The sequence below is a fragment of the Streptomyces prunicolor genome, from assembly GCF_045162825.1.
In the GTDB taxonomy this organism is placed as follows: domain Bacteria; phylum Actinomycetota; class Actinomycetes; order Streptomycetales; family Streptomycetaceae; genus Streptomyces; species Streptomyces prunicolor.
Genome location: NZ_CP108676.1, coordinates 8,453,040 through 8,469,604, shown reverse-complemented (window position 1 = coordinate 8,469,604; position 16,565 = coordinate 8,453,040). Strand labels below are relative to the sequence as shown.

Sequence of the window (16,565 nt, the reverse complement as noted above, 5' to 3'; positions counted from 1 at the left end):
AGGCACCCGCGCCGGCCGGAGAAGTCCTAGTCCAGGCCGGCCGTCTTCAGCCAGGCCTTCGCCACGTCCAGCGGGTCCTTGTTCTGCGAGCCCACCTGGGTGTCGAGGTCCAGCAGGGTCGCCGTGTCGAGCTTCGCGGAGACCGCGTTGAGGGCGGCGACACCGGCCGCGGAGAGGCCGCTCTTGTAGACCAGGGGCTGCACGTTCTCGAAGCCGAAGAGCCGCTTCGGGTCCTGGAGCGTGACGTGCTTCTCCTTGACGATGGTCGGGTCCGTGCTGAAGAGGTCCGCCGCTTGCACGGTGTTCTTCTTCAGCGCGGCAGCGGTCAGCGGGCCGCCCGCGTCCAGCGCCTTGAAGGACTTGAACTCCAGGCCGTAGACGGCCTTCAGGCCCACCAGGCCCTGCTGCCGGGTCTGGAACTCCGGCGAGGCGCCGATGACCAGGTCCTTCGCGATGGACTTGAGGTCCGCGATGGAGGAGTCGGACGTGAGGTTGTACTTCTTCGCGGTCTCCGCGTTGAGGGTGACCGTGTCCTTGTCCTCGGCGGCGGCTGCGTCGAGCAGCGTCAGCTTGGCGTCCAGCTTGGCGTCGATCGCGGCCGTGGTCGCGGCGAGGGTCGCCGGGGTGGCCTTCGGGTCCAGGTAGGCCAGCAGCGCGCCGTTGTACTCGGGCAGCACGGTGATCGTGCCGTTCTTCAGCAGGCCGTAGGTCGTCTCACGGCTGCCGATGTTCGGCTTGTAAGTGACCTTGACGCCCTTGGCCTTGAGGGCCTCGCCGTAGATGTCGGCGATCAGGATGCTCTCGGCGAAGTTGTTGGAACCGACGACGACCGTGTCGCCGCCGGCCTTGCCGCCCGAGAGCGGGTCGTCGGACTTGCTGTCGGAGGACGAACCACATCCCGTGACAAGCGCAGCCGTCGCGGCGAGCGCGATGGCGGCCGCGCCGGGGTACCTAGTGCTGGACCAGCTGTTCTTCGCTTTAGAAGTCACAATTCCCGTTCCGGGTTTGGATGTTGGCACAGGCGTGCAGGCATGGCTGTGGCGTCCACGCGCGGGGCGTGAACACCGCACTCCGCTGATCCAATCCAGCCGGTTCTTGGTCAGTCAAGAGAACTCTGGTCACCGATTGGCCTCAATGAGTGCCCAATTGTGAAGGCAACGTAAACAGACCGGTCATGAACACAGGCGCTTTGTGATTGATTCTTGACGTAGGGCGACGCACTTGATCGTTCAAAGAGACGGTAGTCTCCCCGGAGTTGGCATCGGTCACAGCGGTGTGCGGGGGCCGCTTGGATCAAAAACAGTCACGTGTGTCGCTGCGCGTACCGTGACAACACCCCACGAAGGAGGCCTGGTGTCCATACGGGGCTTCGCAGACCGTTGGCCCTTCAGGCGCAAGCTCAATCTGCTCGTCGGCGTACCCCTCGCGGTGGTCGCGGTGCTGCTGGCGTATCTCATCTCGGACGAGATCGGGCAGTCGACGGACGCGAGCGACGCGGCCCAACTGGTGCGTGACAGCGGGCAGGTCGCCGAGCTGGTGAACCTCGTGGAGGCGGAGCACCAGCAGGCCATCCTGCTCTCCGTCCGCTTCGAGGCCACCAACGACGGCGGCACTCCCTCGCAGAGCGCCTACCGCAAGGCCCAACTGGCCGTGGACAAGCAGGTCGAGAAGGTGCGCGACACCTTCGGCGACCGGCTGCCGGCCAGCGAGGCCCAGGCGTTGAAGGAGATCAACGGCCTGGAGACGCTGCGCGACACCGTCGAGCAGAGCTATCTGCCCGCCGACAACATCGACCCGGCGTACACCAGCGCCTCCGACGGTCTGATCGACGGGCTCGACCTCGAACACAACGCGAACCTCGCCACCACCTTCACCGGCAACCTGCTGGACTCCGTGCTGCGGGCCGATGCCGCCCACAGCTCGTTCGAGACCAGCGTGTTCTCGGCGACGACCGGTGACAGCAACGCGCTCATCGAGTACAACAACGCGGTCGGCTCCTACGACCTCTTCACCTACCAGTCCGCCAGGTTCGCCCGGTTCGCCACCGAGGACCAGGCCGATCAGCTCTCCGGGATCGAGCACACCCCGGCGCAGCGGGAGATCGCCGAGGCCTACGCCGAGCTGCAGATCGATCCCAGCGGGCTGCAGGCGGAGTCGCCCGGCGCCGTCCGCAAGGCCTTCGCGGACGCCATGAGCGACTACCCCTCGTACCCGCAACAGGCCGCGAGCCGGCTGAAGATCACCGGCTCGCTCATCGACCAGATCGCCGTCCGCGCCGACAGCGCGTCCAGCTCCGCCTCCTGGCGCGCCGGACTGCTGCTGAGCCTCTCGCTGCTCGGCTTCGTGCTGTGGCTCGTCTTCGTGGTGATCGTGCGCCGCTCGGTGGTCCGCCCCGTGCAGGCGCTCACCGTTGCCGCGAAGCAGGTCGCCGACGTCGCGGGCCGTGAACTCGCCCGCGTCGCCGACGACGACGCCGAGGACGACGGACCGCCGCTGCTGCGCGACATGCCGGTCACCGCGAAGGACGAGATCGGCGACCTCGCCGAGGCCTTCAACCATGTGCAGACCACGGCCGCCGCGCTGCTGGCCCGCCAGGTGGTCAGCCGCCGCAACGTCGCCGAGATGTTCGGCAACGTCGGCCGCCGCGTCAGCAACCTGACGACCCGTCAACTCGCCCTGATCGACGCGGTGGAGCGCGGTGAGACCGACCCGGCACTGCTGGAGCGCCTCTACTCCATCGACCACATCGCCGTCCGTCTGCGCCGCAACGCGGACAGCCTGATGCTGCTGGCCGGCATCCGCGAGACCGTGCTGGACGGCGGACCCACCGAACTCACCAACGTCGTACGGGCCGCGCTCGGCCAGATCGAGGGCTTCCAGCGGGTGAGCCTGCGGGCCGACACCGAGGTCATGGTGGAGCCCGACATCATCGGCGACCTCACCCTGATGGTGGCCGAACTCCTGGAGAACGCGGTCTCGTTCTCGCCCGCGGGCAGCCCCGTCGAGGTGGTCGTACGCACCGACGGCGACGACGCGCTGATCGTGGTCGCCGACCACGGACTCGGGATGAGCGCCGACCGTATCGCCGAGGAGAACGCCCGGCTGATCCGCCGCGAGCGTCTCGACCTGGTGCCGACGAAGGTGCTGGGCCTGTTCGTGGTCGGTACGCTCGCCCGCCGCTGGGACATCGACGTCACCCTCGCCCGCACCCCGGGCGGCGGTGTGACGTCCGAGATCACCATCCCGGCGACGCTGCTGCTGCGCATGAGCGCGCTGGCCTCCGGCGGTCCGGCGGGAGCACACGCGGGGTCGGACAAGGCGCTCACGTCCGCCGCCGCGGGGGCGGGTGCCGTCAACTCGGCCCAGGACCACGCCCGTCCGGCCCCTTCCTGGGCCAACTCGGACTCCGGTCCACGCCCGTCGATCACCCTGAGCAGGCCCGAGCCGAGCACACCCGAGCACATGCACGCCGATGACGAGCCCACCCCGCTCCCCCGCAGGGTCTCCCGGTACGAGACCGCGCAGAGGCCCGCCGCGGCGGCCCCGCCCGTCACCACCCACCACGCCCCGGCGGACGAGTCCGCCACCGCCCCCGACGACGCCGCCGGAGGATCCCGGCCGCTACGGCGCCGGGTCCGGGGTGCGACCCTACGTACGGGCGCCGACGACGCCGCCCAGCAAGCCGCCCGGCAGGCCCCCCGGCCCGCCGACGCGGACGCCGTCCGCTCGGCCCTCGAAGAGTTCGAGGCAGCCGTGGAGCAGGCACATCGCGACAGCGACACCCTCACGGGCCTGCGCCCCCCGGACGCGAACCACCCGCACGACCAGAACCACCTCCCGAAAGGAGCGGAGCAGTGAGTACGTCGACAGGTGACACTCCCACGGGGGGCACCACGCCGGCCGATCTGCAGGCAGCGGCGGCCGATTTCAACTGGCTGCTCAACCGTTTCGCGACAGAGACCGCGGGTGTCGTCGACGCCATCGCGGTGTCCTCCGACGGTCTGCTGATCGCCGTGGCGGAACTGCGTGAGCACGCCCACTCGGAGCGCCTCGGGGCCATCGTCTCCGGCATCACCAGCCTGGCCGCCGGCGCCTCCGGCAACTACGGTCTCGGCGGCCTGAACAAGGTCATCATCGACCTGGAGGGCGGCCACGTCCTCGTCTCCGCGATCGGCAGCGGCGCCGTCCTCGGCGTCGTCACCGACAAGGAGGCCAAGCTCGGCAACATCGCCTACGAGATGACGCTGTTCGCCAACCGTGCCGGTTCCGCGCTCAACCCCCAGCTGGTGCTCCAGCTGAAGAACAGCGTCGGCGCCGCTTCGGCTCGGTGACCGGTCCCCGACCGGTCGAGAGAGGAACAGCCACTCATGCCCGACGGCCGCACTCCGAGCGGTGCCGGCGCGGACGGGGCCACACCCCCGGATCGTGATCCGGTGCGCAAGCCTTCCGCCGTACGGCCGTTCCTGGTCACCGCGGGCCGGGTGGCGGGCGCGGACGCGGCCGCCTCCGGGCGGCCGATCCCGGTCGAGACCCAGGTGGTGGCCACGGCCGCCGGTCTTGAGGTGCTCGACCGGCTCTCCTTTGAGCAGCACGACATCGTGGCCGCGTGCCGGCAGCCGCAGTCCCTCGCGGAGATCGCGGCCCGGCTGCGGCTGCACCTGAACGTGGTGCGGGTCCTCGCCGAAGACCTGCGTGCCGCCGGGCAGTTGACGGTGCACGTGCCCAACTCCGACATCACCCATGACGCAACCGTCCTGCGAAGGGTCATCGATGGCCTCCGCGCCATCCCCAACTCCCGGGGAGTACTCCGTGACACCGACTGAACCGGTCGCCCGCGGTGCGGCTGCGCAGACCGTCGTACGACCGCCGCTGCCGGTGAAGATGGTCGTCGCGGGCGGCTTCGGCGTGGGCAAGACCACCACCGTGGGCGCGATCTCCGAGATCGAGCCGCTCACCACCGAGGCCGCCATCACCGAGGTCGCGGCGGGCGTGGACGACCTGTCCCACACCCCGCGCAAGACCACCACCACCGTGGCGATGGACTTCGGCTGCATCACCATCGACCCGACCCTGAAGCTGTACCTCTTCGGTACGCCCGGGCAGGACCGGTTCGGCTTCATGTGGGACGACATCGTGGAGGGCGCGGTCGGCGGTCTCGTCATCGTCGACACCCGGCGGCTCGACGACTGCTACGCCGCGGTCGACTACTTCGAGCACAAGCAGATCCCGTTCGCGGTCGCCCTGAACGCCTTCGACGGCAAGATCGAGCACTCCCTGGACGAGGTCCGCTGGGCGCTCGACGTCAACGAGCGGGTCCCGGTGATCGCCTTCGACGCGCGCGAGCGGGGCTCGGTGCGGGACGCGCTGCTGGTCGTACTGGAGCTGGCGCTGGCGCGCACGGAGAACTGAGAGCGGCGGAAAGAGAGTTGGGGGGAGGGCCGGTGGCCGCTCCCCCCAACTGTGCGTTCAGCGCGGCTCAGTTGCTCCTACGAACCCCCGGCGACACCGCGAGCCGTGCGATGCCCCAGAAGAGTCCGAGCGTCACCAGTGCCATCCCGGCGACGAGGGTGGCACCGCCGACGACCTTCTCGTAGTTCCGCTGGTAGAGGCCGTCGATGATGTAGCGGCCGAGGCCGCCGAGGCTGACGTAGGCCGCGATGGTGGCCGTGGAGACGATCTGGATGGCCGCCGAGCGCAGGCCGCTGAGGATCAGCGGGAGGGCGACCGGGAGTTCCACCTGGAACAGGATGTTCGCCTCGTTCATGCCCATGCCGCGGGCCGCGTCGACCGGTGACGGGTCGACGGAGCGCATCGCCTCGTAGGTGGTGACCAGGATCGGCGGTACGGCGAGGACGACCAGCGGGATCATCACCGGGACCAGGCCGAAGCCGATCAGCACGAACATCAGCACCAGCAGGCCGAAGCTGGGCAGGGCGCGGGCGGCGGTGGCGATGAGCGAGAGAGTGTTGCCGCCGCGTCCGGTGTGGCCGGTCAGCAGGCCGACGGGGAGGCCGATGGCGGCGGCGATGGCGAGCGCGATCAGCGAGTACCGGACGTGCTCGGCGAGACGGGTGGGGATGCCGTCGTAGCCGTGCCAGTGGGTGCTGTCGCTGAAGAACAGGTTGATGTAGTGGAGTACGTTCACCGGGCTGCGTCCTCCAGTGCGAGTTCGGCCGGTTCCGGCCGGTCCTCGGCGGGGCGGGCCTTGCGGGTGCCGCGCGGCATCCAGGGCGTGAGGAGCAGGCGTACGCCGACCAGGACGGCGTCCACGACGATGGCGAGGACGGCCGTGGTGATCACGGAGAGCCAGATCAGCCGCGGTTGGTGGTAGATCTGGCCGTCGTTGAGGAGATTGCCCAGCGCGCCCTGGTTGCCGATCAGCATGCCGACGCTGACGAGGGAGATGCTGGAGACGGTCGCCACCCGCAGCCCGGCGATGATCGCGGGCACGGCGATCGGCAACTGCACCTGGAGATACCGGCGTACGGGCCCGAGGCCCATCGCGGTGGCCGCGTCCAGGGTCTCCTGGGGCACCGAGCGGACGCCGTCCACGATGGCCGGGACGAACACCACGAGGCTGTAGACGCCGAGCGGGATCATCACGGTGGTCTCGGTCTGGCCGGTGTAGTCGATGAGGACGACGAAGAAGGCCAGCGAGGGAATCGCGTAGAGCACGGTCGTCACCCAGAGCACCGGCGGGTACAACCAGCGCAGCCGCACGCAGAGTTGGGCGATGGGCAGCGCGACCACGAGCCCGACGAGCACCGGGATCACGGCCTCGCGCAGGTGCAGGCCGATCAGACCGAGGTAGCTGTTCTGGAGGTCGCTGGGGATGCGGAACCAGTCGTTCATCCGGCGACCTTCGCGCCGCTGCGACCCGCCGCGTGCGCGCTCCGGATCGCCTCGCCCACGGCCCCCTGCGAGACGACACCGACCACGCGCCCGGTGCCGTCCACGCCGACCGCCCATCCGGTGGGCGACAGCACCGCCCCGTCCAGCGCGGCCCGCAGCGAGTCCTTGCCGGCCTCGAACGGGCGGCCGTACGCGAGGAGTTGAGCGGTGTCGACGGCTCCGGCCCTCAGCGCGCCGGGCTCGCTCCAGCCCAGCGGCTTGCCGTCCAGGTCGGTGACGAGGAGGTACGGCACGTCGGGGGTGGTGCGTTCGGCGATCTGCTCGGCGGTGGAGTCGACGGCGATGATCGGGGAGGTCTTGAGGTCCAGACCGGCCGAGGAGAAGAAGGAGAGGCGGCGGATGCCGCGGTCGGCGCCGAGGAAGTCCTCGACGAAGGCGTCGGCCGGGTCGGACAACAGCTCGGCGGGCGGGGCGAACTGGGCGAGCTTGCCGCCGGTGCGCAGCACCGCGACCATCGTGCCGAGCTTGATCGCCTCGTCGATGTCATGGGTGACGAAGACGATCGTCTTGCCCAACTCGCCCTGCAGCCGCAGGAGTTCGTCCTGAAGCCCCTTGCGGACCACGGGGTCGACGGCCGAGAACGGCTCGTCCATCAGCAGCACCGGCGGGTCGGCGGCGAGTGCGCGGGCGACGCCGACGCGCTGCTGCTGGCCGCCGGAGAGCTGGTACGGGTACCGCTTGGCGAGGGCGGCGTCGAGGCCGACCCGTGCCATGAGTTCGGTGGCCCGCGCCCTGGCCTTCTCCTTGCCCCAGCCGAGCATGCGGGGCACGGTCGCGATGTTGTCGACGATCGTCCGGTGCTGGAAGAGTCCGGCGTTCTGGATGACGTAACCCATCGACCGGCGCAGCGTGTTGACCGGCTGCTTGGTGATGTCCGCGCCGTCCAGGGAGATCGTGCCCTCGCTGGGGTCGATCATCCGGTTGATCATGCGCAGCGTGGTCGTCTTGCCGCAGCCGGAGGGGCCGACGAGGACGGTGATCGAGCGGTCCGGTATGTCCAGGGACAGTTGGTCGACCGCCACCGTGCCGTCCGGGTACCGCTTGGTGACTGAATCTATCCGTATCAAAACGCCGAATACCCTTCGGGTTTGGCAGAAACTGCCCGTTCTCGGCCACGGTCGCAGGCCACTGGGGGCAGAGTCTAGACCGCGAGTGTTGCGGGAACTTGGCGGGATCCGGCTCGGCATGACCGGTCGTGATCGGTCGCCGGCGGCCGGAAAGCGCTGTTGACCGGTCGGTAGCCGCGTATGACCTTGATGGTCCAGGCCGACCACGCGTCCTTCCTGCGCTCGCACGGCGATCCCACCGAGTCCGCCGAGCTGACGGCCTCGGTGGCCCACGGCGACCGGGCCACCGGGGCCCGGCTGATCGAGCAGGCACTGCGGGGCATGACGAACGCCGTGGGCGCCGACCATCCGCTCGTACGGGCCTGCGAGGACGCGCTGTCGACCGGCGCAGCGGAACCACCCGACTGGGACTTCGAACCCCAGCCCATCTGAAGACGCCCTCCGAAGCCCCCGGCACCCCGTCCGAACTGCCTTTCCGGGCCCCAGCATTGGGGCCCGGCCTGAGGGCGCTGTGCACTACCTGTGAGTCCGCTGATTCTCATCGGCCGCTCAGTGAAGGCTCAGCAACGCCACAGACGGGGACCGGAAAGTCACCGTCATGAACGAACAGAACGCGGGAGGCGTCCGGCAGCGGTCGGTCGAGATCGTGGTGCCGGTGTACAACGAGGCGCACGTCCTCGCCGGCAGTGTCGGCCGTCTCCACGCATACCTCGAAACGTCCTTCCCGTTCCCGTTCACGATCACCGTGGCGGACAACGCGAGCACCGACGCCACCTGGCAGGAGGCGCTCGACCTCACCCAGCGGCTGCCGCACGTGCACGCCGTGCACCTCGACGCCAAGGGCCGGGGCCGCGCGCTGAAGCAGGTGTGGAGCCGGTCCGAGGCGGACGTCGTCGCGTACATGGACGTCGACCTGTCCACCGGCCTCGAAGGCTTCCTGCCGCTGGTCGCCCCGCTCCTGTCCGGCCACAGCGACGTGGCCATCGGCAGCCGGCTGCACCGGCAGTCGGCGGTCCAGCGCGGTGCCAAGCGGGAGTTCATCTCCCGCTCCTACAACCTCCTCCTCAAGGCAGGCCTCGCGGCCCGCTTCTCGGACGCGCAGTGCGGCTTCAAGGCCGTCCGCACCGAGGTGTTCCGGGCGCTCGCCCCGCACATCGAGGACACCGCCTGGTTCTTCGACACCGAACTGCTCGTCCTCGCCCAGCGCAACAAGCTCCGTATCCACGAGGTCCCGGTCGACTGGATCGACGACCCCGACAGCCGTGTCGACATCGTCCGCACCGCCCTCGACGACCTCAAGGGCATGCGCCGGATGTTCAAGCAGACCGTCACCGGCCGCGCCCGCATCGCCGCCGTACCCCGCCGCACCCGCACCACCACCCCTGTCCTGCCCGTCGGGGCGCCCGCCTCTTCCGCGGAACACCTGGAGTACGCGTCATGACGACCCTCGCCCCGCCCCCCAGTCAGGAAGACGCCCGGCGCTCGCACCGGGCCGGCCCGCCCGCCGACGGCGGTGTCGCGGCCCGTGCCAGAAGGCTCTTCACGGGCCCGGAGGACGACCCACGCTGGGCCCGCCCGACCCTGTGGGGCATCCTGCTCCTCGCCACGGCGCTCTACGCCTGGAACCTGACCTCGATCACCGGCAACACCTTCTACGACGCGGCCGTCTACAGCGGCACCAAGAGCTGGAAGGCGTTCTTCTTCGGCGCGCTCGACTCCGGCAGCTTCATCACCGTCGACAAACCACCGTTCGCCCTGTGGGTGATGGGCCTCTCCGCCCGCGTATTCGGTTACGGCACCTGGCAGTTGATGCTCCCGATGGTCGCGGCCGGCACCGGCTCGGTCGCCATCCTGTACCGCCAGGTCAAGCGTGACTTCGGCGCCGTCGCGGGCACCATCTCGGCGATCGTCCTCACCCTCACCCCGATCACCGTCGCCATCACCCGCGACACCAACCCGGACCCGATCCTCGTCCTGCTGATGATGATCGGCGCGGCGGCCCTCATGAAGGCCGTCCGCAACGGCAGGTTGATGCCGCTGGTCTGGTCCGCGGTCGCGATCGGCTTCGCGTTCAACACCAAGATGATGCAGGCGTACGTCGTCCTGCCCGTGTTCTTCCTCGTCTACCTCTGGGCGACGAACGTCTCCCTCGGCAAGCGCATCCGCAACCTCGCCGTCGCCACCGTCGCGCTGATCGTCTCCAGCGCCTGGTGGATGGTGATCGTCGACCTGATCCCCGCGTCCTCCCGCCCCTACATCGGCGGCTCGACCGACAACACGGTCTGGGACCTGGTCATCGGCTACAACGGCTTCGGCCGCATCTTCGGCGCCAGCTCCTCGGTCGGCTCGCAGGGCAACGGGGCTTCGTTCGGCGGCAGTTCGGGCCTGTACCGGATGTTCAACGAGATCATGGGCGGCCAGATCTCCTGGCTGATCCCCTTCGCCGCGATCGCGCTCGTCGGCGGCCTGGTACTGCGTGGCCGCGCTCCCCGCACGGACGCCAAGCGGGCCGCGCTGATGCTCTGGGGCGGCTGGTTCGTCGTCCACTTCCTGACCTTCTCGCTCGCCGAGGGCACCTTCCACCCGTACTACGTCACCGCCATGGCGCCCGGTATCGCGGCCCTGGCCGGTGCGGGCGGGGTGCTGCTGTACCGCGCCTTCCGTGAGGGCTCGGCGGCCGTGGGGGTCCCCCCGGTCGAGCGAAGCCGAGACTGGGGGAGGGCCTGGGTGCTGCCGGCGGCGATCGCGGCCAGCTCCGTCTGGGCGGTCGTCCTGCTCCAGCGGGTCTCCGGCTCCGGCACGGTGTACACGGTCGCGGAGATCGTCGTCGCCGTGGCGGGCATCGCCTCCGTACTCGGCCTGCTGGTCGGCCGGTTCACCAAGCGCCACCGCCTGATGGGCTTCGCGGCGCTGGCCGCCGTCGTCGCCCTGCTCGCCGGTCCCGCGGCCTACTCGGTCTCGGCGGCCACCTCCTCGACCAACGGCACCAACCCGACGGCCGGTCCCAGCACGGGTGGCGGCATGGGCGGTGGCGGCGGTGGCGGTATGGGCGGCGCGCCGAGCGGCACCAAGTCCGGTACGAAGCCCAGCGGTTCGGGCTCAAGCTCCGGCAAGATGGGCACACCGCCGTCCGGTACGGCTCCCTCGGGCAGCGGTTCCTCGACCGGCAAGACCGGTACGACCGAGGCAGGCACCGAGTCCGGATCCACCTCCGAGTCCACATCCGAGTCCGGTACGCAGTCGGCCGGTGGCGGTATGGGCGGCGGCTCCCAGGTCTCGTCCGAGATGATCACGTACCTCAAGAAGCACCAGGACGGCGCGACTTGGCTGCTGGCGGTGTCCACCGACCAGACGGCGTCCTCGATCATCCTGGAGTCCGGTCAGCCCGTCATCTCCATGGGCGGCTGGTCCGGCAGCGACAACGCGATGACCCTCGCCAAGCTCAAGTCCCTGGTGAAGTCCGGCAAGTTGCACTACATCATCGTCAGCAGCGACGGCGGCCAGGGCACCAACTCCGCGATCGCCACCTGGGTCAAGGCCCACGGCACGGCGGTCAAGTCCTCGGCGTACAGCTCCAGTTCCTCGACGACCTCGACCTCGTCGACAAGCAGCGGCCTGTACCGCCTGGACGCCTCCGACGTCAGCTGATCCACTCCCCCGCACCACTCCCCCAGCCACATTCCCCGACAGGAAGGGCCGCCGGTAACCCGGCGGCCCTTCCGCATGTCGTGGGTGAAACAGCCGTAACTCTAAGCAGCCACCGCAGTCGCCACCGGAAATCCCGGCGTACGGCGGACCCGGCGCTCCGCGTCGACCGCGAACACCTCGCAGCCGGGCCGGGCGGCGGCCCAGTCGACGCCCTCCGGGCCCATCGCGAAGGCCGCGGTGGCCGTGGCGTCCGCCTCCGTGAGCGAGGCGGCCACGACGGAGATGCTGAGCAGGCCGGTCGCCGGAGTGCCGGTGCGGCCGTCGACGATGTGGTCGCCGCGCTCGTAGCGCGCCGAGGTCGCCACCGCCCCGTCGGTCAACTCCAGGACCGCGCACAACTGGTCGGCGTGCTCGGGGTGCCGTACGCCCACCCGCCACGGACCGCCGGCCACGACCACGTCGCCACCGGCGTTGAGGATGAAGCGCCGGGCGCCGGCGGCGGCGAGGAGTTCCGCCGCCCGCTGCACCGACCAGCCCTTGACCACCGCGCAGGGGTCGAGGGGCCGGCCGGGCAGCCGGACGTCGAAGGCGCCGCCGGTCGCGACCCGGTACTGCTCACAGAGGTCGAGCACCTCGGTCAAGTCCGCGCTGAGATCGGGGAGTTGCAGCTCCCCGCGGCCGTGGCGGCAGACCTCGCTGTCCGGGCGGAACGGGCTGAAGCGGGCGTCGACCTCGCGCAGCCAGGCGAACAACGCGTCCGCCACCTCGTCGCCGATGCCCTCGTCGTCGACGCGCAACGACACCGGGAAGCCCATCACATGCTCAACTCGCCGCATTTCACGCGCCCTTGGCGTCGATGGCGGCCTGGAGCGACTGGACGTAGGCGTCGCTGGTGATCGTGGCGCCGGACACCGTGTCGATCTTCGAACTCTGCGCCTTGAGGGTCTCCTCGATCAGCACCGGGACGGCCGCGGTGGTCTGCGGATGGTTCGGCTGCTGGAGCATGCTGACGGCGCTGATCTTGTCGCCCTCGAAGGTCACCTGGACCTGCACGGTGCCCTTGTCGGTGTTGATCGCAGTGCCCTGGACGACCTTCTTCGAGGACGTGGACGGCGTCGACGAGGACCCGGACGACGAAGTGGCCGTAGGAGTCGGCGTCGGTGTCGAGACCGCCTCCGTGGTGGTCGTCGTGCTCGTCGTCGTCCCGATGGACGGCTCGTAGCGCCACACGGGGATCAACCCCGCGACGGACAGCACCAGGACAGGTATGACTCGCTTCACGATAGTTCTCTCATCCCGCCAGGCTGAAGCGTTCGAAGTGGATCTGCTGCTTGGGCACGCCGATGTCGCCGAGGCTGCGCAACACCGCGTTCATCATCGGCGGCGGTCCGCAGAGGAAGACGTCGCGGTCGGCGATGTCCGGTACGAGGCGGGCCAGTTCGCGCGGGGCGAGCTTGTCGGGGACGGGCGGGCCGGTGAGCAGGTGCAGTTCGGCGCCCTTGGCCCGGGCCAGCTCGGCCAGTTCGCCGTAGAGGACGGCGTCACGTTCGGCGGAGACGCGGTAGATGACGACCGCGTGGCCCTCCAGGTCCTCCAGCAGGGCGCGGATCGGGGTGACGCCGACGCCGCCCGCGATGAGCACGGACTCCGCCTTCCTGCGGTGCAGGGTGGTGAAGGCGCCGTAGGGGCCCTCGGCGAAGACGCGGGTGCCGACCTTGAGGTGGCGCAGGGCCGCCGTGCCGTCACCGGCGGTCTTGGCGGTGAGGCGGAGGCGCGTGCCGTCGGGGGCGGCCGAGAGGGAGAAGGGGTTGGCCTGCCACCAGCGGTCCTTCGTCAGGAAGCGCCAGAGGAAGAACTGGCCTGCCTGGGCCGGGAGTTGGTGGAGGTCGCGGCCCGTGATGTAGATCGAGACGACGTTGTCGGACTCGGGGACGACCGCCTCGATGCGGAGTTGGTGGCGGAGGTTGCGCCAGAGGGGGAGGATCACGCGGCCCAGTGCGACCGAGCCGAGGGCCACGCCCCACACCGCGTACCAGTACGTCGTGGCGGCGGGCGACGCGGTGAACGTCGTACCGACCGCGACCTGGTGGGTGAAGGCGAGGACCACCGCGACGTAGGTGTAGAGGTGGATGAAGTGCCAGGTCTCGTAGGCGAGTCGGCGTCGCGCGTAGCGGGCGGAGGTCGCGCCGATGACGAGGATCAGGGCGAAGGCGACGAGCGCGCGCAGGATGCCCTCGGTGGTCTCGGCGAGGTCGACGACCTCGCCGACGGGCCCGGTGTCGGTGCCCTCCGCGTAGCCGAAGGCGATGAACACGAGGTGCCCGAGCAGCGTCCAGAGCAGGGCGAAGCCCGTCCAGCGGTGCCAGGAGGTCATCCGGTCCATGCCGATGCGGCGGTCGAGCCAGGGCAGGCGGGCCACCAGCAGCAGCTGGAAGGCCATGACGAGCGCGCCGTAGAGGCCGAGGAGGCGGCCGATGACGATCAGCGTGTTCGACGCGAATCCGGCCTGGGCGAAGAAGACGGTCACCACGGCGACGTTCGCGGCCAGCACGGCGTACAGGCCCGTGCGGGCCACCACCCTGGGGCGTATCGCCGTGGGGGGCGCAGGGGGTGATTGGACGGTCGTCACGGACGGCAGCTCCTTGATCGGGTCCTGGGAGACGAGCTTGACCTCGGAGGGCTGTCGTTTTCCTGTCGAAGAACTTTCAAGTGGTTATCGATGTGGGTGTGGCGGTGCCGCGGGTCTGGCGTCGATCGGTGGGTGGCGCAGTATGAGCGGGTGGACAAAGTACGACTCCTCGTCGTGGACGACGACCCGCCGATCGCCGACCTTGTCGCGACGGTCGCCCGGTACGAGGGCTGGGAGGCCGCGTGCGCGTACTCCGGTGAGGAGGCGCTGACCGTGGCCGCCGAGTTCGCACCGGACATCGTGGTGCTCGACCTGATGCTGCCCGGCCTGGACGGTTTCGGTGTGCTGGACCGGCTGCGGCGCTCCGGGACGATGGTGCCGGTGGTGTTCCTCACCGCGCGGGACGCGGTCGCCGACCGGGTCGCGGGGCTGACCCGGGGCGGTGACGACTACCTGGTCAAGCCGTTCGCGGTGGAGGAGCTGATGGCCCGGCTGCGGACCGTGCTGCGGCGCAGCGCCGGGCCCGGGTTCCCGCGCTCGGTGCTGCGGGTCGCGGACCTCACGATGGACGAGGACACCCGCGAGGTGCGCCGCGGCGAGCAGCTCGTCACGCTCACCCCGACCGAGTACGAGGTGCTGCGCTACCTGATGCGCAAGTCGCCGACCGTGCTCACCAAGGCGCAGATCCTCGACCATGTGTGGGAGTACGGCTTCGGTGGCCGCTCCAATGTGGTGGAACTGGTGGTCAGCCGCCTGCGCCGCAAGCTCGACGAGGGGCACGATCCGCTGATCCACACCGTGCGCGGCTTCGGCTATGTGATCCGGCAGGCCGCCGAATGATCCGACGACTGCGCCACAACTGGCGCCGGGTCCGTCTGGGCACCCGCCTCGCACTGGGCGTCGGCGTGCTGTCCCTGATCGTGTTCGCGGTCGTCGGCACGGCCCTGACGATGTACATGCGGGACTATCTGGAACGCCAGGTCAGCGACCAGATGAAGCTCGTCCAGGTCGTCCAGTCCAAGGACGCCCAGGTGCACGGCATCGTCCAGGACAAGCCGTACTACGGCTGGTACACGGCGGTCTACGACGTCAAGGGCACGACCGCGAAACTGCGCGAGCCATCCGATGTACCGGACGACACCAGCGCGCTCACCGCCCTCGCCAAGACGATGGCGCACTCCACCACGGAGATCTCCCGCACGGTGACGATCGACGGCGAGGGCACCTACCGGCTGCGGGCCTGCCAGGTCGACCCCGGCGTGGTCCTGGTGAGCGCCGCCCCGCTGGCGGACGTGCAGGGCACGGTACGGCAGCTGGTCACGGTACAGGTGGTGGCGTTCGCGCTGGCGCTGCTGGTGCTGGTGGTCATAGGGCGCAACCTGCTGCGGCGCGGGCTGCGGCCGCTCAGCGACATGGCGACGACGGCCCACGGCATCGCCTCGCACGACCTCACCGAGTCGGCGGCCCGGCTGCCGCTGCGCGCCGAGCGGGGCGACGGCGGGCCCGAGGTGGAGGAGCTGCGCACCGCGTTCAACACGATGCTGGAGCACATCGACGACTCCCTCGCGGTGCGCGCGGAGGCCGAGCAGCGGCTGCGCCGGTTCGTCGCGGACGCCTCGCACGAGCTGCGGACGCCGCTGATGTCGGTGCGCGGCTACGCGGACCTGTTCCAGTACGCGGCGGCGAACGTCCCCGAGGAGCGCGACAAGCACCTGGCCCGGCTGCGCGCCGAGGCCGCCCGCATGGGCATCCTCCTCGACGACCTCCTCCTGCTGGCCCGCCTCGACGCGGCGGACGTGGAGACTCCGCTGCGGCCGGAGGACGCGGACCTGGTGGAGCTGGTCCACCAGGCGGCGGACGCCTTCCGCGCGGGGCACCCGGACCGCCCGCTGACGGTCGAGGTCGGGGAGGGTCCGGTACGGCTGCGCGTGGACCCGGTCCGCATCCGGCAGGTGCTGGACAACCTGCTGACCAACGCGGCCGTGCACACCCCGCCCGGGACGGAGGTGTCGGTGACGCTGTCGGTCGCGGCCGGCACGGCGTCGGTGGAGATCGCCGACGCGGGCCCCGGTATCCCGGAGGACGACCGGGCCCGGGTCTTCGACCGCTTCTACCGGGTCGACAAGGCCCGCACCCGGGACCGGGGCGGCAGCGGGCTGGGCCTCGCGGTGGCACGGTCGCTGGCGAAGGCGCACGGCGGCACCGTGGAGCTGACGTCCGAGCCCGGCGCGACGGTCTTCACGGTCACGATCCCGCTGGGGGCGGCTTCGTCCCGGTGACGATCCCGTCGGGGGCGGCTCCGTCCCGGT

The 16,565-nt window shown here is 70.2% G+C and carries 16 protein-coding genes; 9 read left to right on the top strand and 7 right to left on the bottom strand.

What is annotated here, in order from left to right:
- Nucleotides 1-26: 26 nt before the first annotated feature.
- Entirely contained in the window at nt 27-989 is a 963-nt protein-coding gene (locus tag OG588_RS38540; RefSeq protein ID WP_405951254.1) for an ABC transporter substrate-binding protein, read from the bottom strand.
- 364 nt (nt 990-1,353) lie between these two features.
- Here OG588_RS38540 and OG588_RS38535 point away from each other — a divergent pair, with 364 nt between their 5' ends.
- The 4 genes from OG588_RS38535 to OG588_RS38520 are packed head-to-tail and all read left to right on the top strand — an operon-like array spanning nt 1,354 to nt 5,409.
- The gene (locus OG588_RS38535) at nt 1,354-3,858 is read left to right on the top strand and encodes an ATP-binding protein (RefSeq protein ID WP_405951253.1); all 2,505 of its coding nucleotides are present in this window, start codon (nt 1,354-1,356) and stop codon (nt 3,856-3,858) included.
- A complete protein-coding gene (locus OG588_RS38530) occupies nt 3,855-4,331 on the top strand; it encodes a roadblock/LC7 domain-containing protein (protein WP_019062808.1) in 477 nt (158 codons plus the stop codon). The genes OG588_RS38535 and OG588_RS38530 overlap by 4 nt, the downstream gene beginning before the upstream one ends.
- Nucleotides 4,332-4,367: 36 nt before the next feature.
- Nucleotides 4,368-4,823: a DUF742 domain-containing protein gene (locus OG588_RS38525; RefSeq protein ID WP_405951252.1), complete on the top strand. Its 456-nt coding sequence runs from the start codon at nt 4,368-4,370 to the stop codon at nt 4,821-4,823.
- Entirely contained in the window at nt 4,810-5,409 is a 600-nt protein-coding gene (locus OG588_RS38520; protein ID WP_019062810.1) for an ATP/GTP-binding protein, read from the top strand. Before OG588_RS38525 ends, OG588_RS38520 begins: the two co-directional genes overlap by 14 nt.
- Nucleotides 5,410-5,476: 67 nt before the next feature.
- Here the strand turns inward: OG588_RS38520 and OG588_RS38515 are convergent, their stop codons facing one another.
- Genes OG588_RS38515 through OG588_RS38505 form a run of 3 tightly spaced genes read right to left on the bottom strand, consistent with a single transcriptional unit; the run spans nt 5,477 to nt 7,979 of the window.
- A complete protein-coding gene (locus OG588_RS38515) occupies nt 5,477-6,145 on the bottom strand; it encodes an ABC transporter permease (protein WP_317773210.1) in 669 nt (222 codons plus the stop codon).
- A complete protein-coding gene (locus OG588_RS38510; RefSeq protein ID WP_266863075.1) occupies nt 6,142-6,852 on the bottom strand; it encodes an ABC transporter permease in 711 nt (236 codons plus the stop codon). Before OG588_RS38510 ends, OG588_RS38515 begins: the two co-directional genes overlap by 4 nt.
- On the bottom strand, nt 6,849-7,979 hold the full coding sequence (locus OG588_RS38505) for an ABC transporter ATP-binding protein (protein WP_405951251.1): 1,131 nt from the start codon (nt 7,977-7,979) through the stop codon (nt 6,849-6,851). The genes OG588_RS38510 and OG588_RS38505 overlap by 4 nt, the downstream gene beginning before the upstream one ends.
- A gap of 180 nt (nt 7,980-8,159) precedes the next feature.
- Between OG588_RS38505 and OG588_RS38500 the strand changes: the two genes are divergently transcribed.
- The 3 genes from OG588_RS38500 (at nt 8,160) to OG588_RS38490 (ending at nt 11,627) form a co-directional block, all read left to right on the top strand.
- Entirely contained in the window at nt 8,160-8,411 is a 252-nt protein-coding gene (locus tag OG588_RS38500) for a hypothetical protein (protein ID WP_405951250.1), read from the top strand.
- Nucleotides 8,412-8,577: 166 nt separating this feature from the next.
- Nucleotides 8,578-9,420, top strand: coding sequence for a dolichyl-phosphate beta-glucosyltransferase (locus OG588_RS38495; protein ID WP_405951249.1), 843 nt, complete (start codon nt 8,578-8,580; stop codon nt 9,418-9,420).
- Nucleotides 9,417-11,627 (top strand): ArnT family glycosyltransferase, encoded by a 2,211-nt coding sequence (locus OG588_RS38490; RefSeq protein WP_405951248.1) that lies wholly within the window; start codon nt 9,417-9,419, stop codon nt 11,625-11,627. Before OG588_RS38495 ends, OG588_RS38490 begins: the two co-directional genes overlap by 4 nt.
- A gap of 101 nt (nt 11,628-11,728) precedes the next feature.
- On the opposite strand, the gene OG588_RS38485 is transcribed toward OG588_RS38490, so the two are convergent.
- The 3 genes from OG588_RS38485 to OG588_RS38475 are packed head-to-tail and all read right to left on the bottom strand — an operon-like array spanning nt 11,729 to nt 14,256.
- Nucleotides 11,729-12,463: an FAD:protein FMN transferase gene (locus OG588_RS38485; protein ID WP_405951247.1), complete on the bottom strand. Its 735-nt coding sequence runs from the start codon at nt 12,461-12,463 to the stop codon at nt 11,729-11,731.
- Nucleotide 12,464: 1 nt separating this feature from the next.
- Nucleotides 12,465-12,908 carry an FMN-binding protein gene (locus OG588_RS38480; RefSeq protein ID WP_405951246.1) on the bottom strand — a complete coding sequence of 148 codons (444 nt, stop codon included), beginning with the start codon at nt 12,906-12,908 and terminating at the stop codon, nt 12,465-12,467.
- A 10-nt stretch (nt 12,909-12,918) separates the two neighbouring features.
- Nucleotides 12,919-14,256 (bottom strand): ferric reductase-like transmembrane domain-containing protein, encoded by a 1,338-nt coding sequence (locus OG588_RS38475; RefSeq protein ID WP_405951245.1) that lies wholly within the window; start codon nt 14,254-14,256, stop codon nt 12,919-12,921.
- Between the two features lie 150 nt (nt 14,257-14,406).
- Between OG588_RS38475 and OG588_RS38470 the strand changes: the two genes are divergently transcribed.
- On the top strand, nt 14,407-15,096 hold the full coding sequence (locus tag OG588_RS38470; RefSeq protein WP_405951244.1) for a response regulator transcription factor: 690 nt from the start codon (nt 14,407-14,409) through the stop codon (nt 15,094-15,096).
- Nucleotides 15,093-16,535, top strand: coding sequence for a sensor histidine kinase (locus tag OG588_RS38465; RefSeq protein ID WP_405951243.1), 1,443 nt, complete (start codon nt 15,093-15,095; stop codon nt 16,533-16,535). Before OG588_RS38470 ends, OG588_RS38465 begins: the two co-directional genes overlap by 4 nt.
- Nucleotides 16,536-16,565: the final 30 nt, after the last annotated feature.